Raw genomic sequence first — 19,284 nt, 5'->3', positions numbered from 1 at the left:
GTGAAGTCTTTGTTTTGCGGTGGATGTTGTGCATCTAAGTTTTCATTGAAACTGAGGATCAACTCACCCGCGGTATTCACCGCACTACCCGTTAAGATCGGTGCCGTGGTGTCTTCACTTGGAGGCATAATTCCTGTTACTTCAATATCTTCTTGTGCTTGATTACCTGCTAAATCAGACACAATAATTTTTATTATTTCATTATTCTCTAATGGACGAGTTAAAGTTATTTCTGTCTTGCCATTAATTGCCGTACCACTGCCAATTACCTGACTTTGTGCGTCTGTAATTATAATTGTTCCGACTTCATTTGATGTTACTTCAACATGTGTTGCATCTTTTACATCAGCATTAATGAGTGGCGCAGTCAAATCAGGAACAATGATTGATTCTTCTGCACGGTTACCAGCATCATCAACAACACCAACAGTAATTGTTTCACCATCAATCACTGGTTTAGTGAGGATGATATCAACCGTACCATCAGATCCTGTTATTCCGCTACCGATGATTTCTCCATTTTCATTTTTTATAACAACTTCCGCACCAGCTTCATCACTTTTTACCGTGATGTTATTTTCATCTTTAATTTCAATCTCAATGGTTGGTGCTGTAACATCACCAACCAAGACATTCTCTTGACTTGTATTCCCTGCTTGATCTGTAACACTAACTTTTATTTCTTCATTGTCTTGTAATGGGCGAGTTAAAGTTATTTCAGTCTTGCCATTAATTGCGGTACCACTGCCAATTACCTGACCTTGTGCATCTGTAATTATAATTGTTCCAGCTTCATTTGATGTTACTTCAACATGTGTTGCATCTTTTACATTAGCATGAATTTCAGGAGCCGATGTATCAATAGGTTTTGATTCACCATTATCATTATTACTACTATTTGAACTTGTTGCAGCAATAGTACCAGCAACTAATGCCCCTCCTGCAATCCATGCTAGCATTGGTATTGCATCACCATTTGACAAGGGTTGTTCTTTTAAAAACTCATCAAAATTATCAATAGCAAGATAATCTACAGTTGTTGCAACACCCTCACTATTAAAGTTATCCATTTTAACGAGTGCATACTGCCCGTCAGATTCAAAAACAAGTTCTTGTACAAAATTAGCCGCAAAGAAACTTGGGATAATAATTTTTGCACCATTAAGTAAAGTAATCTCAAGATTATTATCTATGCGTGTTAATTTTGAAACTTGATCTTTATTTACATGGACTTCATAGACTGATTGATGCTGAGGAGCTTTTTCAATTGTGAGTTGTTGTGTTGAACCTTTTTCAAATATATCTACATTATTCATTCTATTCATCCTTATTATATTCATCTATATAAAAAGATAAATAAATGAGATGAAATTCACAAGTAAAGAATATATACCGAACCTGATTCATAAATATTAACATTTATGATCATCCATAGAATCTAAACTATTTTAGTTGGTATTATTAAAATAATGTGATGAAATCATCATTAATATATTTTTTAAGCGAATAAATTACACTTATAAAATCGATTATTTTTTATTCTTTATTTTTAATTTATTATACTTTTTTTTAAATATATAATTTCGATAATATCAATATAACTGTATTAATAATGCTATCTAACAAAAAAGCCACCTATTTACATAGGTGGCTTAATGATCAAATGATGTAATTTAAGATTAGCGTTCTCTTAATGCTTCTTTTGCTTTATTAAATGGTTTCAACAAATATTCGATGATTGTTTTCGAACCTGTTTTAATATCAACAGTCGCAACCATACCAGGTGTAATCGCAAAAGCCTTACCTGCTTTATTGTAAAGCTTATCCGAATCCGTACGAATATAAACACGATAATAGAACTGATCTTGTTTCACTTCATCACGTAACGTATCTGGTGAAATGACAGTGACTTTACCTTTCAAACCACCATAGATGGAATAATCATAAGCAGTTAGTTTTACGAGCGCTTCTTGACCTGGGCGAATAAATGCAATGTCTCGTGGTGAAATACGTGCCTCAATTAATAATTGCTCATCTAACGGAACAATCGTCATGATTTTACCATTCTGAGGGATAACACCACCTAAAGTCATTACATCAATTTCTTTCACTACACCACGTACAGGTGCTTTGAAAATAGTACGATTTAACGTATCTGATTTACCACGCACCACTTGTTGTTGGGTTTCAACATCAGTTGTTGCTTTAGATAATTGCTCACGCGCATCGACATAATATTTATTACGAATATCATTGATCTGATTTTGCAAATCATTTGCCTGACGTTTCAAACGTAATACTTCAACTTCACTCGCCGCACCTTTTGCTACTAGCGGTTCTGTCATACGTAACTCTTGCTGAACGAGTGTTAATGCTTGTTTTAAGCCCGCAATAGATTCATCCATATTGGCACGACGAGAATTATACAATTCTGTCTGTTCACTCACCATTTTAGGGTCTTTTCGAACACTATCAGGGAATGTTAATGGCGTACCATTCACTTCTGCACGAAGACGTGCAGCCGTTGCCTGTGATGAAATCAATAAGGATTCAGATTCACCGACATTAGATTCAAAACGTGTTGGATCTAATTGAGCAAGAATTTGTCCTTTCTGAACAATATCACCCTCTTTAACTTCTAGCTTCGTTAAAATCCCACCTTCAAGAGACTGAATAACTTGCTCTTTGGATGTCGGAATAACCTTACCCGTGCCTTGCGAAACCTCTTCAAGCTTAAAAACCCATGCCCAAATAAGTAATGCCATCAGACCACAACAAACTATCCAAATCATTACACTTGCTTTTGGTAAAGGTGGTTCTAGATGAGTTACCTTCATAGATCTTGTTTGTTTTTCTTCACTCATGATCTAGCTCCACTATTCGGCATCTGTTGTGCTGAATTATTCAATATTTGTTCTTTTGGTCCATCCATGACCACACGACCTTCATTGATCACAATAATACGATCAACCAACTCAAGTACTGCACGACGGTGGGTTGCCACAATCAATGTACGATGTGCAAGCCAAACCTTCATATGATCAATCAATTGCTTTTCAGAAACATCATCAATTGATGCAGTTGGCTCATCCAATAACAAAATATTAGGCTGACAAATTAATAAACGAGACAATAACAATGCCTGACGCTGACCACCTGAGAAACCAACACCACCTTCCATAATGATGTGATCAAGTCCTTCTTTTTTATCTTGAATAAAAGACAATGCTCCTGTCACAGATAAGGCTTTAAGTAAATCATCATCTGTTGCAAGTGGTGCACCTAATGTAAGGTTTTCACGCACTGTACCAAAGAATAGATGTGCATTTTGATTTAACAGTCCAACATCACGACGTACATCAGCAGGGTCAAGCAAAGTAATATCAATATCATCCAAATTGACTTTACCCTGTGTTGCTGTCTGCATACCTGACATCAACTGCAGTAAGCTCGATTTACCCGCACCATTACGACCTAAAATTGCAATTTTTTCACCAGGTTTTATTACCAGTTTTGGTATTATTAGGCTAGGCTTTGGATCTTCATCATCATATTTAAACACAACACCATTCAGTTCAAATTTACCATTTAATACTGAACGTTGAATTAACTGGGAGCGCTCTGGTTGATCAATCGGCTTCTTCATCAATTCATCTAAACTGTTTTTTGCAGTCTTTGCTTGTTGGAAACGCCCCAATACACCTGTGACTTGTGCAATTGGTCCAAGCATACGCGATGATAAAATTGAACACGCAACCAACGCACCTGTTGTCATATCACCTTTCATCACTGCAAAACAACCGACCAAGACAACAATCGCAAAAGTTAAACCTTGCAATTTTTGTGTCCACAAGCCCATAACACCAACAATTTTACGTTGCTGCATGCTGACGTTTGCAGACACTTCATTCATGTGATTCCATTGGTTCTGAAAACGGGATTCTGCACGTAACAGTTTAATATCTTCAATCCCCTGAACTGCTTCAACTAAAATAGCGTTACGAATAGAAGATTCACGCATACCTTGCTGTGCAAGTGCTGCCAATTTCTTTTGAACCAAGAAACCAGGCAGAATCATTAATGGGACGACAATGGCCATAACCCAAAATAAATTACCCCCAATCAACCAGAAAATACCTAAGAATAAAAGGAAAAATGGTAGATCAGCAAATGCAGTAATTGTGGTTGATGTCACCAACTCACGAACACCTTCAAGTTCACGAATCTGTGAAATAAATGTACCTGTAGACTTCGAACGCTCTTTATTTTTTATGCGTAGTGCATGCCCAAAAACACGATCAGAAATACGTAAATCTGCACGCTTCCCAATCATATCGGATAAAACTAAGCGTGAATATTTCAGTGCAAATTCAAAAATAGCCGCAATTAATACGCCACCTGCCAATACCCACAAAGTTGGTATCGATTGCGCTGGAATAACACGGTCATACACATTCATTGAGAAGACAATGGTTGCCAATGCTAAAATATTTGCCAACATTGAAGCAAACATAATATCAACATAACGCTTCCAATCTTTAAGTACAATTTCCCAAAACCAATTGGCTTCATATGGTTTAATATATTCATCAATTCGAGCATCGGGTACTGCGCTTTCAGGACGCAAGATATAAACCAATGAAATTGCATTCTGAAGATCTTCTGCGCTAAAAGTCTGTGCAAGACCTTTATCACCACTCATTTGTACGCTGACATTACCGACTGCATCAGCTTTGTCAATTACTCCAACTTGACCATCTTTAAAGCCGACCACAACAGGTAAGCGCCAAGGATTAAGCATATCTAAGCTAAAATCAACCTTACGAACATGTAACCCAACCTGACGGGTCATGATCATTAAGACATCATCGATGCCTTGATTTTGATTCCAGTTTAACTCTAGGCGGATACGTTCTTCAGAACTTTCAATACGGTAATGTCTTGCTACAGTAAGGACGGCTTGTAACCATGGTTGATAATTTATTGTTGTATTATTCATGGTTGTATCTCTACCCCTTGAATTGAAAGATTATTCAGCTGATAAACATCACGTGCTTTACCAGATGCAGAAATATATTGAACAAGATTGTCATAAATATCATAACGTGCAGATTCAATTTGAGAATTTGCGCTATGAATTTGCTGTTCAGCATTTAGTAGGTCAACAACGGTACGTGTGCCTAATTTATATTGTTCTTGATAAAGCTCTTTGGTTCTCACCGTCGTTTCTTGCTGTGCAATCAAAACTTGCATTTGACGCTGTCTATTTTCAATCTGTTCACGTGCAAGACGAGTCTGATCAAGAACATCTAAATAAACACTGCTCACACGTGCTTTAGCTGCTTCTTCGGCAAAACTCGCAGCTTTCGTTTGTGATGCAACTGCACCACCTTGATAAAAGTTACTTGTGGCTTCAAGCATGATTGAATCGTAAAAACCATTGTCTTTGTTATTATTCGGGTTTACACCATTGAGTGCCTGACTCAAACTTCCTCGAACACTTAAAGTTGGATAACGACTCAAATTTGTTTGTTCTTTCTGTGACTTAGCAACATCCACACCAGCTTTTGCTGCCATCATATTTGGAATACGATTGAATTGAGTTTCACTATATAGATCAGAAGCTGAGATCATACTGTCTGGAATCTCCAAGCGACTGCTAGAAATATCACGTCCAACCAACGTTCGTAAACGTTGCTTATACATACTCAACTGCGTTTCTTGTGCGATCAAATTTGACTGTGCAGACTCAAGATACGACTGTGCTTGAATTGGATCGGCTTGACTACTAATACCTGCATTTGCTCGAAGATTGGCAATTTCAGCAATACGAGAAATACCTTTAATCTGCTCACGTGCAATTCGGGTAATTTCCTGATAACGACGGATATTAACAATCGCAGTCGCAACTTGCGTCGAAATATCATCAATTGATACAAGAACATTGGCTTGCGCTACTTGTAAACGTGCTTTTTCAACATTAACGCCACTTTTGACTTTACCGAAATCGTAAAGCATCTGTGTCGCACTCAATGTTAAGAGCTGCCGACCAGCTTCACCCGATGTCATATCACCTGTACCTAAACCACCAGTTAACTGGGGATAGTAGCCTGCTTTCGCCACATCAATATTGGCATTTTGCGAAGACAATGAAGAAATACTTTGCGCAATATCTGGATGCCGTAACACCGCTATTTTTACAGCGTCATAAATACTAATTTTTGCAGGTAATGCTCCTGTCATCGAAAAAGGGGCTGAATCCATAAACACAACAGGATTAGTCCCTGTTGCATTTGTTCCCGTAATTACAGGTAATGATTGAGTCTCATTCTGTTGATAATCAAATTTACTCAGCTCATTTAAACTGACTTTGCGATAGTCTTCGGATGATTCAGGTGCTAAAAACTTTTGCACATTCTTCTTCATAAGTTGCATATTTAATTTTGACTCTTCAGCCCACGCCAACCCCGGTGAGTGTAAACCAATCAAAATTAAACAATATGCTCCGCCACGAATCTTATACTTTATTTTATTTTTTCCCACATGATTTCTCGTTTTTCGCATCACTTAAAAGTGAAACTTTCAAAAGTGCCTATATACATGATTTTTATTTTGTCTTAAAACCGTGATCTATTTAACACATTATAAAACAATAAATGAATGAATGCCTATAAAAATTAAATAGAAAATGTAATTTTCACAAGCACTTATTCTGATATTCGACTAAACGGTAAAATCATCACCAAGATAGACTTCACGAACAGTTTCATTATTTAAAACATCTTCAGGAGTGCCTTCTGCAATCACTGCTCCTTCGCTTACAATATATGCATGTTCACAGATTGCCAAAGTCTCTCGTACATTATGATCTGTGATTAAAACCCCAATACCACGATCCTTTAGCTGTCGAATAATATCTTTAATATCTCCTACAGAAATTGGATCTACACCAGCAAAAGGCTCATCTAATAACATAAATTTTGGATCTGCAGCTAAAGCACGTGCAATTTCTGCACGACGACGCTCACCACCTGAAACACTCATACCCAATGAATCTTTAATATGCGTAATTTTAAAATCAGCAAGTAATTCTTTTAAACGTTGTTGACGCTGTTGCTTATTTAAATCTGAACGTGTTTCAAGAATTGCCATAATATTTTCAGAAATAGTGAGTTTTCTAAAAATAGAGGCTTCTTGTGGTAAATAACCAATGCCTTTACGGGCACGTTGATGCATTGCAAGATCAGAGATATCCTCATTATCAAGATGAATTTCCCCCTTATCCATACGAACAAGCCCAACCACCATATAAAAGCTTGTGGTTTTCCCCGCACCATTCGGACCAAGCAGCCCAACAATTTGGCCACTTTTCATGCTAAAAGAAACGTCTTTAACTACCCAACGTTTACTATAAACTTTAGCAAGATGCTTAATACACAAGGTCTGAGGTTTATTCAGCGCATCATCCATTAATCACGCACTCCAGGAAAAGTTTTCTGTGTAGATGGCGGAATAATAATTTGTAAACGACCTTTTGATGTACCCGTGCTATTTGGGCCACCTGAAGCCTCAATATCACCCTTATTCATACTGTATTTCAAGGTATTACTACGAATACTTGCACCATCTTGATACAAATATGCATTCCCAATCAAATTGAGAATCCCTGTTTCCGCATTGTAAATAATCTTTTGTGCTTCACCACGTGCAATTCCTTTATTTCCATCAAGTTGCTGTTGGAATTTTGCAGGGCTACCTGTTGCAGTAATTGTACTAATTTGTTTACTTTTATTAAGTTGAGCAACAATAGAGTTTGCATAAACCTTCATTGTGCCTTGTTCAATTTCAACATTGCCTGAATAAGTTGTTACACCAGTTTTATCATTGAATGTCGCACGATCTGCCAATAGGGAAATTGACTGATTACGATCTGACTGTAAAGCAAATGCCGACACAGATGCGCAGCATAATCCAACAACGACAAATGTTTGCTTTAGGAAAGTCTGATACTGAGTGAAATAATTAGTTTGGCGCATACTTTCCTCGAATTTGATAAAATTCATACTGCCCCTGATTTAAATCTGCATTTAAACCTTGGCTAATAAACTGTGCATTGGGTGCATCAACCACCACTTGTTTTTTTGTTTCAAGTGTCCGTAATTTAGGAAATGCTGTTAACTCTTCGGTTTGAAAGACCATATTGCCTTGCTCACCAATTTTAGTCGCCTTCACTTGACCCGTTAAGACAACTTTTTCATTATTATCATAGCCATTAGCATTTTTAGCATAAAAAGTAGAATCCACTTGATTATTGACATACACCGATGCATTCAAGTTTTTCAACTTTGAAGTTTTATGCTGTAAATCTTGTTCTAAATGATCCACTTGGGCACGAACATGCAACAGTCCTTTTTCATCGGTTTGAGTCAAATGAATACCTTCCGCAGAATATGTCATACTCTGAGCAGTATCGGCATCGAGCTTTTTGCCTTTGCCACCGTACCAATAATAGCCACCGCTGATTGCCGCAATGACAACCGCAGTCACATATAAAGCTTTAGTATCCATAGCGACAGACAACCCAATTTAAGTAAAGTAACATTCAAGTTTACGTATTAATGCGGTATTGCAATATATTTTTCAAGTAGTTCCTGGTAAACACCTTTGGACATCAACAACATATCACATACCTCACGAACAGCACCACGACCACCCAATGCCTGAGTAACTAAATCGGCACGGCGACGCACTTCTACATGACCATTTGGTACAGTAACTTTCATTCCTGCAATGGCAAAGGCAGATAAATCTGGCCAATCATCCCCCATATATAAACAATCTTCTGGGGAAATATTCATTTGTGCACATGCTTCTCGCAGTGCGGTACCTTTGTCTTCACGCCCTTGAAAAACCAAGTCTACACCTAAATCTGACATGCGTTTTTCAACGATATTACTTTTACGACCTGTGATAATAATCACTTTAATACCTGCTTGCTGAACAAGCTTCATACCAAGTCCATCACGAATATCAAAGGATTTAATTTCATCGCCTGAATTGGTCAGGGTCACAAAACCATCACTTAAAATACCATCTACATCCAAAACCAAAGCTTCAATATGACGCGCTTGTTCCAATAAAACATAAGAAGCCATTGATTAGTTTACTCCTGCTTGAATCAAATCATGCATGCTGATTACGCCAATCACTTTATTAGCATCATCAACCACAACAAATTGATTAATTTTCTTTTCATTCATTTTTTCCAAAGCTTCAACAGCGCGAGCTTCTTTGGAAATGGTAGATGGATTGGCAATCATGACATCTGAAACGGCAAGATTGACATCAAAACCTTGTTGCTTATCAATCAGTCGGCGCAAATCACCATCGGTAAATATGCCAAGTAATACGTCATTTTCATCCACAATTGTGGTTAAACCTAGACGTTTATTTGAAATTTCATATAGAACCTGATTCATTGGTGTATCTGGCGATACTTTTGGTAAATCATTTCCAGTATGCATAAGGTGCTTTACATGTAACAACAGACGTTTACCCAATGCACCCGCAGGATGTGACATAGCAAAATCATCCGCAGTAAAACCACGCGCATCAAGCAATGCAACAGCCAATGCATCACCCAATACCAATGTTGCAGTTGTACTTGATGTTGGTGCTAGACCCAATGGGCATGCTTCCTGAATATCACCCAATGTTAATGCAATATCTGCATTTTGTGGCATTGGACCACGATCGTCACGACTGATGGTAATCAATGGCACTTCAAGGTGCTTGATTAGTGGCATCAGCATCATGATTTCATCACTTTTACCTGAATTTGAAATCGCAATCAGTACATCACCCTTGACCAACATGCCTAAATCGCCATGTCCTGCTTCACCTGGATGCATAAAGAATGATGGCGTGCCTGTCGAGGCAAATGTCGCCGCCATTTTACGTCCAATGTGACCTGACTTACCCATACCAGTAATCACAAGACGACCTTTACATTGTAAAATAATTTCGCAGGCACGAGTAAAACGTTCATCAATTTGCGTCGCTAAGATCTCAAGTGCTTGTTCTTCTATACGCAAGGTTTCGAGTGCGACTTTTTGAAAATCAATTTGATTCGGCAAATTTTGTGGATTCAATGTCTATTTTCCTACAATCTCTTTTCAGGGATTGATGCTGATTGGATGAAAATAATTTTGCTAATTTTAGCATATTTAAGTAAATAGCACGTTTCTAATTATACAAGTTTTCACAGATTTCCTGACCAATTACATCGGGATTGATACATGACAATATCACTTGTATTGCTAAATACACCCCTCAAAATGCTCAATTATTTTTTTACAGACAAATAAAAAGCCTCCATCTGATGATGAAGGCTTTTTGAATTTGGAGCGGGAAAAGAGACTCGAACTCTCGACCCCAACCTTGGCAAGGTTATGCTCTACCAACTGAGCTATTCCCGCTTTATGTTGTGAATTATAGTCAATAAAATTTAGCTGTCAACTCACTTCATACAAAAAATCGTTCAATTGATGAATTAATCAGCACGTCGCCAAGTTGTACCCTGACGTGTATCTTCAAGAACCACGCCTTGTGCTAAAAGCGATTGGCGAATTTCATCGGCTTTGGCAAAGTCTTTCGCTTTTTTGGCATCAACACGTTGTTGAATAAAGTCTGTAATTTGCTCTTCAGTCAAGCCCAATGCTTCTTGACCAATATCTGATTTTAAAAAGTCATCAACATTGTTCTGCACTAAACCAAGAATATTAGTCAGGTGACGTAAAGTCGAATAAAAAATTGCAGACTGTTCCGCATTTTCTTCTTTGACTGCACTGTTCAAAGCTTTAATAATTTCAAACAATACCGCAATAGCTTCTGATGTATTGAAGTCATCACGCATTGCACTGTTAAAGCGTTCTACTAAATTAGTATCCAAAGTCTCAACTGTTTTTTCACCATACACTTGTTGATAGGCTTTAATTGCATGGTAAAAACGTGCAAGGGTATTTTTCGCTTCTTTGAGTGCAACATCTGAATAGTTCACTGGACTACGGTAGTGTGAAGATACTATAAAATAGCGCACAACTTCAGGGTGGAATTTTTCAATCACATCACGAATAGTAAAGAAGTTGCCTAAAGACTTCGACATTTTCTCACCGTCAACATTGATGAAACCTGCATGCATCCAATAGTTTACATATTGTTCGTCAGTTGAAGCTTCTGATTGTGCGATTTCATTTTCATGATGTGGAAAAGTTAAGTCTTGACCGCCACCATGAATGTCAAAATGATTACCTAAGTTGCATGTCGACATCGCTGAACATTCAATATGCCAACCTGGACGACCATTGCCCCAAGGTGAAGCCCATGACGGTTCATTTTCTTTGGCATGTTTCCAAAGTACAAAGTCAAATGGATGTTTTTTCTCAACTTCTACATCGACACGTTCAGATGCCCCTGCTTGCATATCTTCAAGCTTACGACCTGAAAGACGACCGTATTTTGCAAATTTTTCAACTGCAAAATAAACATCACCATTTTTAGATGGGTAAGCAGAACCCTTATTGACGAGGTTGCCAATCATGTCTTGCATTTGGTCGATGTAATCTGTCGCGCGAGGTGATTCATTTGGTGGTACGCAACCTAACTTTGCAAAGTCTTCATTCATTGCATCAATGAAACGTGTTGTCAGTGATGCAATGCTTTCACCATTTTCATTGGCACGTTTAATGATTTTGTCATCAATATCGGTGATATTACGCACGTATTTGACATTCCAACCTTGACTACGAAGAAAGCGAATAATGTAGTCAAATGCAACCACTGTACGTGCATGTCCAATATGACAGTAATCATAAACCGTCATTCCGCACACATACATATCAATATGCCCCTCTTTACGTGGAACAAATTCAACTTTTTTACGTTGCTCAGAGTTGTAAAGAACAAATGGTTGCATAGGTCTTCTAAGTGCTTCTATATAAGGATGGTTAATCTTAACCTATGCATTTTTATTCATAAAGTTAAAACAAAAAGAAAGATCGATTTTTTCAGGTGAATCAACGGCTGTCTTGTTCATTTTTTCAAAGCTTTTACTTCTTATAACTTAGAAATTGAAGATTTTCACTCTTATTCTGTCGGTGAGTTAGGTGTTTGGGTACACTAGTAAAATAAACAAGCCACATCTACCTAGATAGATGTGGCTTAGTCAAATAAATTTTAAAATAATACTTAAACTGCAACATCTACAGACTGATGAACCATAGATTCTACAGACAAGGCTTTTGCTAAAACATCTTCAGATAATAACTGCTCTTCACGAATCAGTTCGACTACACCTCGACCTGTTTCTGCAGCAACTTTAGCAATTCGAGTAGTCGTTTCATATCCTAAGTACGGATTCAATGCAGTCACAATACCAATCGAACGCTCTACATTATTTTGACATTGCACTGTATTGGCTTGAATCGTGGCAATACATTTATCTTCAAACATTTGCATTGCTTTACCCATTAAATCAATAGATTCAAAAAGTTTAAATGCAATAAGCGGTTCCATTGCATTGAGCTGTAACTGCCCAGCTTCGGCTGCAAAAGTAATGGCTAAATCATTACCAATGACCTGAAATGCTGAAATATTCACGGCTTCAGGAATCACAGGATTCACTTTACCCGGCATGATTGAACTACCTGGTTGACGTGCTTCCAAGTAAACCTCTTGCAAACCTGCACGCGGACCACTTGAAAGTAGACGTAAATCATTGGCAATTTTAGATAGTTTAGTTGCAGTACGCTTTAAAGCGCCTGACAATAAGACAAAATCACCCATATCTGATGTTGCTTCAATCAAATCAGGTGCAGACTTGATTGGCATTTGCGAGATCTCAGCCAAAGCCTGAATCGAAAGTTCAGTATAATGTGCTGGCGCATTAATCCCTGTACCAATTGCTGTTCCACCTAAGTTCATGTAATACAAACCATCAGGAAGCAATTGATCAAGCAAGCGAACATCTTTTTCTAAGGTCGTTGCAAATGCATTGAACTCTTGCCCAAGTGTCATTGGCACAGCATCTTGTAACTGTGTACGCCCCATTTTCATGACATCTTTAAATTGAATCGCTTTCGTACGTAATGCAGAAACAAGGGTTTTATAATGATTTTTCAACGGAATAAGATCAAGTAACACCGCAAGTCGAATCGCTGTTGGATACACATCATTAGTCGATTGCGACATATTTACGTGATTATTTGGATGCAAAATATGGTATGCGCCCTTTTCATAACCCAAATGCTCAAGTGCAATATTACAAATGACCTCATTGGCATTCATATTGGTCGATGTTCCTGCACCGCCCTGTAACATATCAACAGGAAATTGCTCATGATATTTACCTGCAATGACTTCCTGACATGCAAATACAATTGCTTGATATTGTATTTCATCTAATTGTTTAAGCTTAAAATTTGCCACAGCACAAGCTTGTTTCACCATTGCTAATGCTTTAATAAAGTTTGCATAATCAGCCACTTTTGCATTGCTTAACTGGAAATTTTCTACCGCTCTTAGCGTTTGAATACCAAAATAATGTTGCTTTGCAACTTCTCGTGTACCAAGCAAGTCCTTTTCGATGCGGAATAATTTATCTACTTTTACTTCTGCGTTCATATCTGCTTACAATTCGAGGGGAGATGATTTATCTTAAACAGCGAAATTGCACCTTTCTAATGCATTGTTATATTTTGCTATGCAATTTTTGCATAGTATTCTTTATACTGTAATCTTCTTATTATTTACTTTTCAATTATGCAACTTGAAATCCGTTGGATTGAAGATCTCCTAGCACTCGAAGAAAGCCGCTCAATTTCCAAAGCTGCTGAAATTCGTTTTATTAGCCAATCCGCTTTTACTCGTCGCTTACAGCACATTGAGCAATCATTGGGCTTTCAAGTGGTTGAGCGTAATTTTCGTGACATCCAATTTACTGAAGCAGGACAAATTTTATTATCAACTGCCAAAGAAATTGCACAGCAACTCAATGAAACCATTACCCTGTTACACAATATGGAAAAAGAAAATAAACTTTCCATTAAATTTGCAGTTGCACATTCTCTTGCATCAAGTTTTTTTACTAATTTTATTCAGCTTTTTCCAAGCCATCTTGAAAACTTCAAACTTGAAATTATTGCAACAAATGTGAATGAAGGAATTAATTTACTCAAAGAAGGAGCATGTGATTTCATGATTTGCTATGCAGATCAAGCATTGATCTCAGGCATGAACACACGCATTCTATCGCACCTTAAAATTGGGCAAACTGACATTATTCCTGTCACTGCATTCACCCCAGAAAAGCAGGCTAAGTTTGATATTTATCAATACTTTCCCCTTATTACTTACAGTAGCAAGGCCTATTTAAGGGTTTTGGTAAATCAATTACTCACGAAACATAATTTAAAATATCGAGTACTCTATGAAACAGACAATGCCAACAATGTCAAAGACTTAGTCTTACAAGGTTTAGGCATCGCATGGTTACCTGCTTTAACTATTCAACATGAGCTAGAAAGCGGATTATTACAAATTTGTGATGATCAATTGATTTATAGAAATCAGGATATTTACATTTTTAAAAGTAATTTAGCACATCGAGAATCGATTTCTCAATTGTGGAATATTTTAAAAATGGAGCAACATTCAAAAACTGAGTAAAATTAATCTTAAGTCTAAAAACTGCTATAGCTCGTTTTAAGATTAAAATACCCATGAAACATTGCCCACTCTTGAATAAACAAAAGTGGGCAGTTTTTTAAATTAAATCACTTAAATTAAATAAGCAGATTTGATTATTCTAGAAGCTTTAAAATGACGATCTCACGACAATATTTGACGCAAAATACACGGCGTTTGAGCACTCTTTCCAGATATATATTCAAAATAGCTTTATGATTCTGCACAATAAAGATGATCCACCATCTGCACACCCCCCTAGACCAGCTCGATTGCAACCGCTGTTGCTTCACCACCACCAATACATAAGGCCGCAATTCCTTTCTTACCACCCGTACGTTTTAAAGCATGAATCAGCGTCACAATAATACGTGAACCCGAAGAACCTAACGGATGTCCTAGTGCACATGCACCACCGTGAATATTCACTTTTTCAATTGGTAAAGCAAAGGCATCCATGGCAATCATAGCCACCATTGCGAAGGCTTCGTTAACCTCCCATAAATCCACATCTTCGGCCTTCCAGCCCGTTTGCTTTAAGACTTTTTCAATTGCACCAACAGGTGCAATGGTAAATTCAGAAGGATGTTGTGAATGCGTTGCATATGCCAAAACATTGGCAAGCGGTTTTAAGCCACGTTGATTAGCAATTTCTGCCGAAGTCACGACAAGTGCAGACGCACCATCTGAAATTGAACTCGCATTTGCAGCAGTAATAGTCCCATCTTTTTTAAATGCAGGACGAAGCGTTGGAATTTTATCGACTTTTGCATTAAGTGGCTGCTCATCTTGATCAATTACCATATCACCCTTACGTGATGAGACAGTTACAGGTGCAATTTCTGATATAAAATAACCGTTCTGAATCGCTGTTACGGCTTTATTGAGTGAAGTAATCGCATAATTGTCTTGTTGTTCACGGGTATAGCCTTTTTGATCTGCCATTTCCTGTGCAAGAATACCCATCGACAAACCTGTTTCAGCATCTTCTAAACCTTCTTGAAACATGTGATCAGTTACTTTGCCATGTCCCATACGGTAGCCTGCACGTGCCTTGTCTAAAATATATGGTGAATTGGTCATAGACTCCATGCCCCCTGCAACCACAATTTCAGCAGAACCTGCTTTAACGGCATCGGCAGCCTGCATGAGTGCTTTCATACCTGAACCACAAATTTTATTGATTGTTGTTGCACCCGTACTATCAGGTAAACCTGCTTGACGCATGGCTTGGCGAGCAGGACCTTGTTTTAAACCCGCAGGAAGTACACAACCAAAAATCACTTCATCAATATCATTTGCCTGTAAGCCTGCACGGCGAACAACCTCTTTAATTGCGACTGCACCTAAATCTGGTGCTGTACACGAAGATAAAACACCTTGAAATCCACCCATTGCTGTACGAACTGCATCTACAATTACGATCATTTTTTATTCCTTCTGTGCTCAATTTTGTGAGTTTGGACGTTCATCCCACGCCCTGATTCAAATATTTTAAGTTTTTCAAATACCAATAGAATATTTTGTCATGCAAATTTTAGTCAAAGAACTACCTACCCGTCCTGTAAAATACATTGAGATTATTAGTTCTAGTCGATCTAACACAATAAAGTGAATGTCTATATAGCTCATCTGACAAAAACAATAAATCGCAAAGCCAAAAATTGGAACTAAATTGCACAAAATTGAACGCAACGTTCAGTTTTCTTGACAATAGACGACAAACATCCTTTAATTTATCATGTGAATAGTTAAATAATTTCATTCTCAAAAAAACCTCTGTGTAAACACGACATTAGTTTTAAGGATTTTTTCTAATTCCTGATATACTCAAGTTCACGTACAAAGCAATGATAATGGACTTCAAACATGATTTCAGTACGCCAACAAAATTTTCTTTTACGCAAAGAGAAGATTTTAGCGATGGCAGAAACATTGTTACTCGATAATAATCAGGATATTACTCTCAGTGAACTTGCCACTGAATTAGACATTGCCAAAGGTACAATCTATAAACACTTCAAAAGTAAAAATCAGCTTTATTTGGAACTGATTATTCTCAATGAAAAACGCTTACTAGAGCTCTCTAAAAAATATAACCCAAACATTCAGGCTTATGTATCTCAATACATGCTTTATAATATGCTCAATTCTAATCGCACCATTTTGCTACATGTGATTGAAGAGCGATTAACCAACAATGAACGTAAACTCAAAGACTTATTTGAAGAACTCTATCAAATTCGTGAAGAACGTATTTTAGAAATTCGTGATTTATTCGCTAATCATTTAAAAGCACTCAAAAGCACCATGTCTATTCGTGATTATCTCTCGTATATTTGGACAGTCACATATGGCGCATCATTGCTTCTCAATTCTACACACTATCAAAAATCAATTGGTTCTCGTGAACGCTTAATTAAGCTCTATGTCAAACAAGCACTGATGACACCAGATAAATTATCAGAATCAAATGAAAATATTGAAACTCAGGCTTAATCTTTCAATATTCTTATGTAAGCTTATATAAAAAAACGCTGTCACTTCAATTGGACAGCGTTTTTAATTCTACACTCAAATGTTTCGATACTCTTTTTATCTCAAATGTGGCTCATTAACCTGACTAAAAATTTCATAACACATATGACGTAACCATTGATGACTAGTTTTATGATGACATGACATATGCCAATACTGTTTTACACCATAACTTGGAAAGGCGATTGGCGCATCAAAAATTTGTAAATTGCCTCGCGCAAGTAAAACCTCACTGAGGTAATACGGCACAGTGGCTATTGCATCGGTTTCTTGTACCACAAGCCCCACACCCAAATAACTTGGTATACGCATCAAAATATTACGTTTCAATTCTAAATTGAGCAATTCATTTTCAATATGGTAATGCCCTATTCCTGCATCAATATCAATATGAGACTCTGCTAAATACTGCTCAACTGTTAAATGATTCGGCGTTAAACGAGGATGATCTTTCGATGCAAGAACCACATAGTATTGTTCAAAAAGCTTTTGCTGATAAAAGCCATTTTCCAATTGTGGCAAAAAACCTACCGCTAAATCAATTTCACCATTCGCCATCTGATAGCTTGTTTCAGAGGTAATAGCACGAACATTCAATTTAATATGAGGTGCATGTTTTTTTAAATATTGAGAAATTTTCGGCAATAATACCAAATGAGAAACATCCGTCATCGCAATAGTAAACTGCTGATGTGATGCTTGTTCATCAAAATTAATGGTGAAATTATTAATAATTTCGACTTTATTTAATGCCTCACTCACCAATGGGAAAAGTTGCTTCGACAATTCCGTTGGTATCATTTCATTGCCAATACGTAAAAATAATGGATCATTATAATGCGCACGGATTTTATTCAGAATATTACTGACCGCAGGTTGACTCATGGCAAGATAATCTGCCGCTGAAGACACACTTTTAAATTTATAAATATAGTAAAAAATACTGAGTAACTTACAGTCCAATTCGAACACTAAAAAACTTCTCTACCATGAATTTCAATCTATGGTTATTTTGAGCTTTTTTTGATGTCTTGCCAATGCTTATTTCGTACCTTATCTCTAAAGTGAATTAGACCATTAAGCAGTTTCTCTCAAAGTCAAAAGACAGATGACTCAAGCTTTTGCGAGTAAATGCATCTATCTTTCTTACACTTTTATTTTTTAAATCATGGTTCTACAAACAAATCTACCATCAATTCTTCGTCAGAATCTTCATAACGATACTGATCAAGATCGGTGATACCACGCTCAATTAAAATTTCTTGATCAATTATTAAACGTCCTGTTACAGCACGATTTTGACTGATTAAAATTTGATAGGCTGCATCAGCCATAATGGTTGGTTTTCTTGATCTTGGGAAAAGTGCTTTACCTGCACCGCCGAGTGAGAACTCTACGGCGGCTGTCGCAATCAATGTTCTTGGCCACAGTGAATTGACACTAATGCCAAATTTTTCAAACTCTTGATTCATCCCAATGGTTAACATACTCATGCCATATTTGGTAATTGCATAAGGCGCATAGGTTGAAAACCACTTTGGATCTAAATTCAGCGGTGGAGATAAGCTTAAAATATGCGGATTTTCACTTTTTTGTAAATATGGCAATGCAGCTTGACTACAGACCATCACCGCACGGGTGTTAATTTGATACATCAAATCAAAACGATTTGGATCTAAAGTCTCTACACCTGCGAGATTAATTGCCCCTGCATTATTCACGACAATGTCAATACCTCCGAAATGCTCGGCTGCTTGTTTCATGGCTTCAGCAACGGCATTTTGATCACGCACATCAAGTTGAATAGCAAATGCTTTTCCACCTGCTTCTTCGACTTCTTTTGCAACGGTATAAATTGAACCGCCTAATTTTGGATGCTCTGTAGTCGATTTTGCAGCAATCACTATATTTGCGCCATCTCTTGCGGCTTTCAGGGCAATTTCACGACCAATTCCGCGACTAGCACCAGTAATAAAAAGTGTTTTTCCTTGCAAAGACATCGCT

At 37.3% G+C, this 19,284-nt stretch carries 16 protein-coding genes and 1 tRNA gene; 2 read left to right on the top strand and 15 right to left on the bottom strand.

The features are described from left to right. The 12 genes from FW754_RS15730 to FW754_RS15675 all read right to left on the bottom strand — a co-directional run. Positions 1-1,316, bottom strand: a 1,316-nt coding sequence (locus FW754_RS15730; protein ID WP_446325176.1) for an Ig-like domain-containing protein, incomplete at its 3' end; no start/stop codon positions are given. Positions 1,317-1,679: 363 nt separating this feature from the next. Continuing rightward, positions 1,680-2,864: an HlyD family type I secretion periplasmic adaptor subunit gene (locus tag FW754_RS15725; RefSeq protein WP_409512773.1), complete on the bottom strand. Its 1,185-nt coding sequence runs from the start codon at positions 2,862-2,864 to the stop codon at positions 1,680-1,682. Next, entirely contained in the window at positions 2,861-4,999 is a 2,139-nt protein-coding gene (locus tag FW754_RS15720) for a type I secretion system permease/ATPase (protein ID WP_409512772.1), read from the bottom strand. The genes FW754_RS15725 and FW754_RS15720 overlap by 4 nt, the downstream gene beginning before the upstream one ends. Continuing rightward, entirely contained in the window at positions 4,996-6,435 is a 1,440-nt protein-coding gene (locus FW754_RS15715; RefSeq protein ID WP_446325178.1) for a TolC family outer membrane protein, read from the bottom strand. Before FW754_RS15715 ends, FW754_RS15720 begins: the two co-directional genes overlap by 4 nt. A 288-nt stretch (positions 6,436-6,723) precedes the next feature. Next, entirely contained in the window at positions 6,724-7,470 is a 747-nt protein-coding gene (lptB, locus tag FW754_RS15710; protein WP_409512771.1) for an LPS export ABC transporter ATP-binding protein, read from the bottom strand. Beyond that, positions 7,470-8,036 (bottom strand): lipopolysaccharide transport periplasmic protein LptA, encoded by a 567-nt coding sequence (gene lptA, locus FW754_RS15705; protein WP_409512770.1) that lies wholly within the window; start codon positions 8,034-8,036, stop codon positions 7,470-7,472. The genes lptB and lptA overlap by 1 nt, the downstream gene beginning before the upstream one ends. After that, the gene (gene lptC, locus FW754_RS15700) at positions 8,023-8,568 is read right to left on the bottom strand and encodes an LPS export ABC transporter periplasmic protein LptC (protein ID WP_409512769.1); all 546 of its coding nucleotides are present in this window, start codon (positions 8,566-8,568) and stop codon (positions 8,023-8,025) included. The genes lptA and lptC overlap by 14 nt, the downstream gene beginning before the upstream one ends. 47 nt (positions 8,569-8,615) lie before the next feature. Then, entirely contained in the window at positions 8,616-9,155 is a 540-nt protein-coding gene (locus tag FW754_RS15695) for a KdsC family phosphatase (protein WP_409512768.1), read from the bottom strand. Positions 9,156-9,158: 3 nt separating this feature from the next. Beyond that, entirely contained in the window at positions 9,159-10,136 is a 978-nt protein-coding gene (locus FW754_RS15690; RefSeq protein ID WP_409512776.1) for a KpsF/GutQ family sugar-phosphate isomerase, read from the bottom strand. A gap of 266 nt (positions 10,137-10,402) precedes the next feature. Continuing rightward, positions 10,403-10,478: transfer RNA gene (locus FW754_RS15685), tRNA-Gly, on the bottom strand. Between the two features lie 74 nt (positions 10,479-10,552). Further along, entirely contained in the window at positions 10,553-11,974 is a 1,422-nt protein-coding gene (gene cysS, locus FW754_RS15680; protein WP_419349551.1) for a cysteine--tRNA ligase, read from the bottom strand. Between the two features lie 272 nt (positions 11,975-12,246). Next, the gene (locus FW754_RS15675) at positions 12,247-13,680 is read right to left on the bottom strand and encodes an aspartate ammonia-lyase (protein ID WP_446325175.1); all 1,434 of its coding nucleotides are present in this window, start codon (positions 13,678-13,680) and stop codon (positions 12,247-12,249) included. A 138-nt stretch (positions 13,681-13,818) separates the two neighbouring features. Between FW754_RS15675 and FW754_RS15670 the strand changes: the two genes are divergently transcribed. After that, positions 13,819-14,724 (top strand): LysR substrate-binding domain-containing protein, encoded by a 906-nt coding sequence (locus FW754_RS15670; RefSeq protein WP_446325174.1) that lies wholly within the window; start codon positions 13,819-13,821, stop codon positions 14,722-14,724. Between the two features lie 276 nt (positions 14,725-15,000). Here the strand turns inward: FW754_RS15670 and FW754_RS15665 are convergent, their stop codons facing one another. Continuing rightward, positions 15,001-16,170, bottom strand: a complete 1,170-nt coding sequence (locus FW754_RS15665; RefSeq protein WP_446325173.1) for a thiolase family protein — start codon at positions 16,168-16,170, stop codon at positions 15,001-15,003. Positions 16,171-16,611: 441 nt separating this feature from the next. Here FW754_RS15665 and FW754_RS15660 point away from each other — a divergent pair, with 441 nt between their 5' ends. Further along, the gene (locus tag FW754_RS15660) at positions 16,612-17,241 is read left to right on the top strand and encodes a TetR/AcrR family transcriptional regulator (protein WP_419349546.1); all 630 of its coding nucleotides are present in this window, start codon (positions 16,612-16,614) and stop codon (positions 17,239-17,241) included. Positions 17,242-17,337: 96 nt separating this feature from the next. On the opposite strand, the gene FW754_RS15655 is transcribed toward FW754_RS15660, so the two are convergent. Together FW754_RS15655 and FW754_RS15650 are read right to left on the bottom strand one after the other, a co-directional pair. Beyond that, positions 17,338-18,252 (bottom strand): LysR substrate-binding domain-containing protein, encoded by a 915-nt coding sequence (locus FW754_RS15655; protein WP_409512762.1) that lies wholly within the window; start codon positions 18,250-18,252, stop codon positions 17,338-17,340. A gap of 194 nt (positions 18,253-18,446) precedes the next feature. Then, on the bottom strand, positions 18,447-19,280 hold the full coding sequence (locus tag FW754_RS15650) for an SDR family oxidoreductase (protein ID WP_446325172.1): 834 nt from the start codon (positions 19,278-19,280) through the stop codon (positions 18,447-18,449). Positions 19,281-19,284 lie beyond the last annotated feature (4 nt).

The organism is Acinetobacter sp. 1207_04 (assembly GCF_052850415.1).
Note: the sequence above shows the minus strand (reverse complement) of the source record. Positions and strands in the feature narration are given on the sequence as shown.

What these genes read in the sequence shown, in the direction of transcription:
- FW754_RS15665 (WP_446325173.1), bottom strand. Translation starts at nt 16,170, where the DNA reads ATGATCGTAATTGTAGATGCAGTTCGTACAGCAATGGGTGGATTTCAA.
- FW754_RS15715 (WP_446325178.1), bottom strand. Translation starts at nt 6,435, where the DNA reads ATGCAACTTATGAAGAAGAATGTGCAAAAGTTTTTAGCACCTGAATCA.
- lptC (WP_409512769.1), bottom strand. Translation starts at nt 8,568, where the DNA reads ATGGATACTAAAGCTTTATATGTGACTGCGGTTGTCATTGCGGCAATC.
- FW754_RS15725 (WP_409512773.1), bottom strand. Translation starts at nt 2,864, where the DNA reads ATGAGTGAAGAAAAACAAACAAGATCTATGAAGGTAACTCATCTAGAA.
- FW754_RS15675 (WP_446325175.1), bottom strand. Translation starts at nt 13,680, where the DNA reads ATGAACGCAGAAGTAAAAGTAGATAAATTATTCCGCATCGAAAAGGAC.
- lptA (WP_409512770.1), bottom strand. Translation starts at nt 8,036, where the DNA reads ATGCGCCAAACTAATTATTTCACTCAGTATCAGACTTTCCTAAAGCAA.
- FW754_RS15650 (WP_446325172.1), bottom strand. Translation starts at nt 19,280, where the DNA reads ATGTCTTTGCAAGGAAAAACACTTTTTATTACTGGTGCTAGTCGCGGA.
- lptB (WP_409512771.1), bottom strand. Translation starts at nt 7,470, where the DNA reads ATGGATGATGCGCTGAATAAACCTCAGACCTTGTGTATTAAGCATCTT.
- FW754_RS15670 (WP_446325174.1), top strand. Translation starts at nt 13,819, where the DNA reads ATGCAACTTGAAATCCGTTGGATTGAAGATCTCCTAGCACTCGAAGAA.
- FW754_RS15720 (WP_409512772.1), bottom strand. Translation starts at nt 4,999, where the DNA reads ATGAATAATACAACAATAAATTATCAACCATGGTTACAAGCCGTCCTT.
- FW754_RS15695 (WP_409512768.1), bottom strand. Translation starts at nt 9,155, where the DNA reads ATGGCTTCTTATGTTTTATTGGAACAAGCGCGTCATATTGAAGCTTTG.
- cysS (WP_419349551.1), bottom strand. Translation starts at nt 11,974, where the DNA reads ATGCAACCATTTGTTCTTTACAACTCTGAGCAACGTAAAAAAGTTGAA.
- FW754_RS15660 (WP_419349546.1), top strand. Translation starts at nt 16,612, where the DNA reads ATGATTTCAGTACGCCAACAAAATTTTCTTTTACGCAAAGAGAAGATT.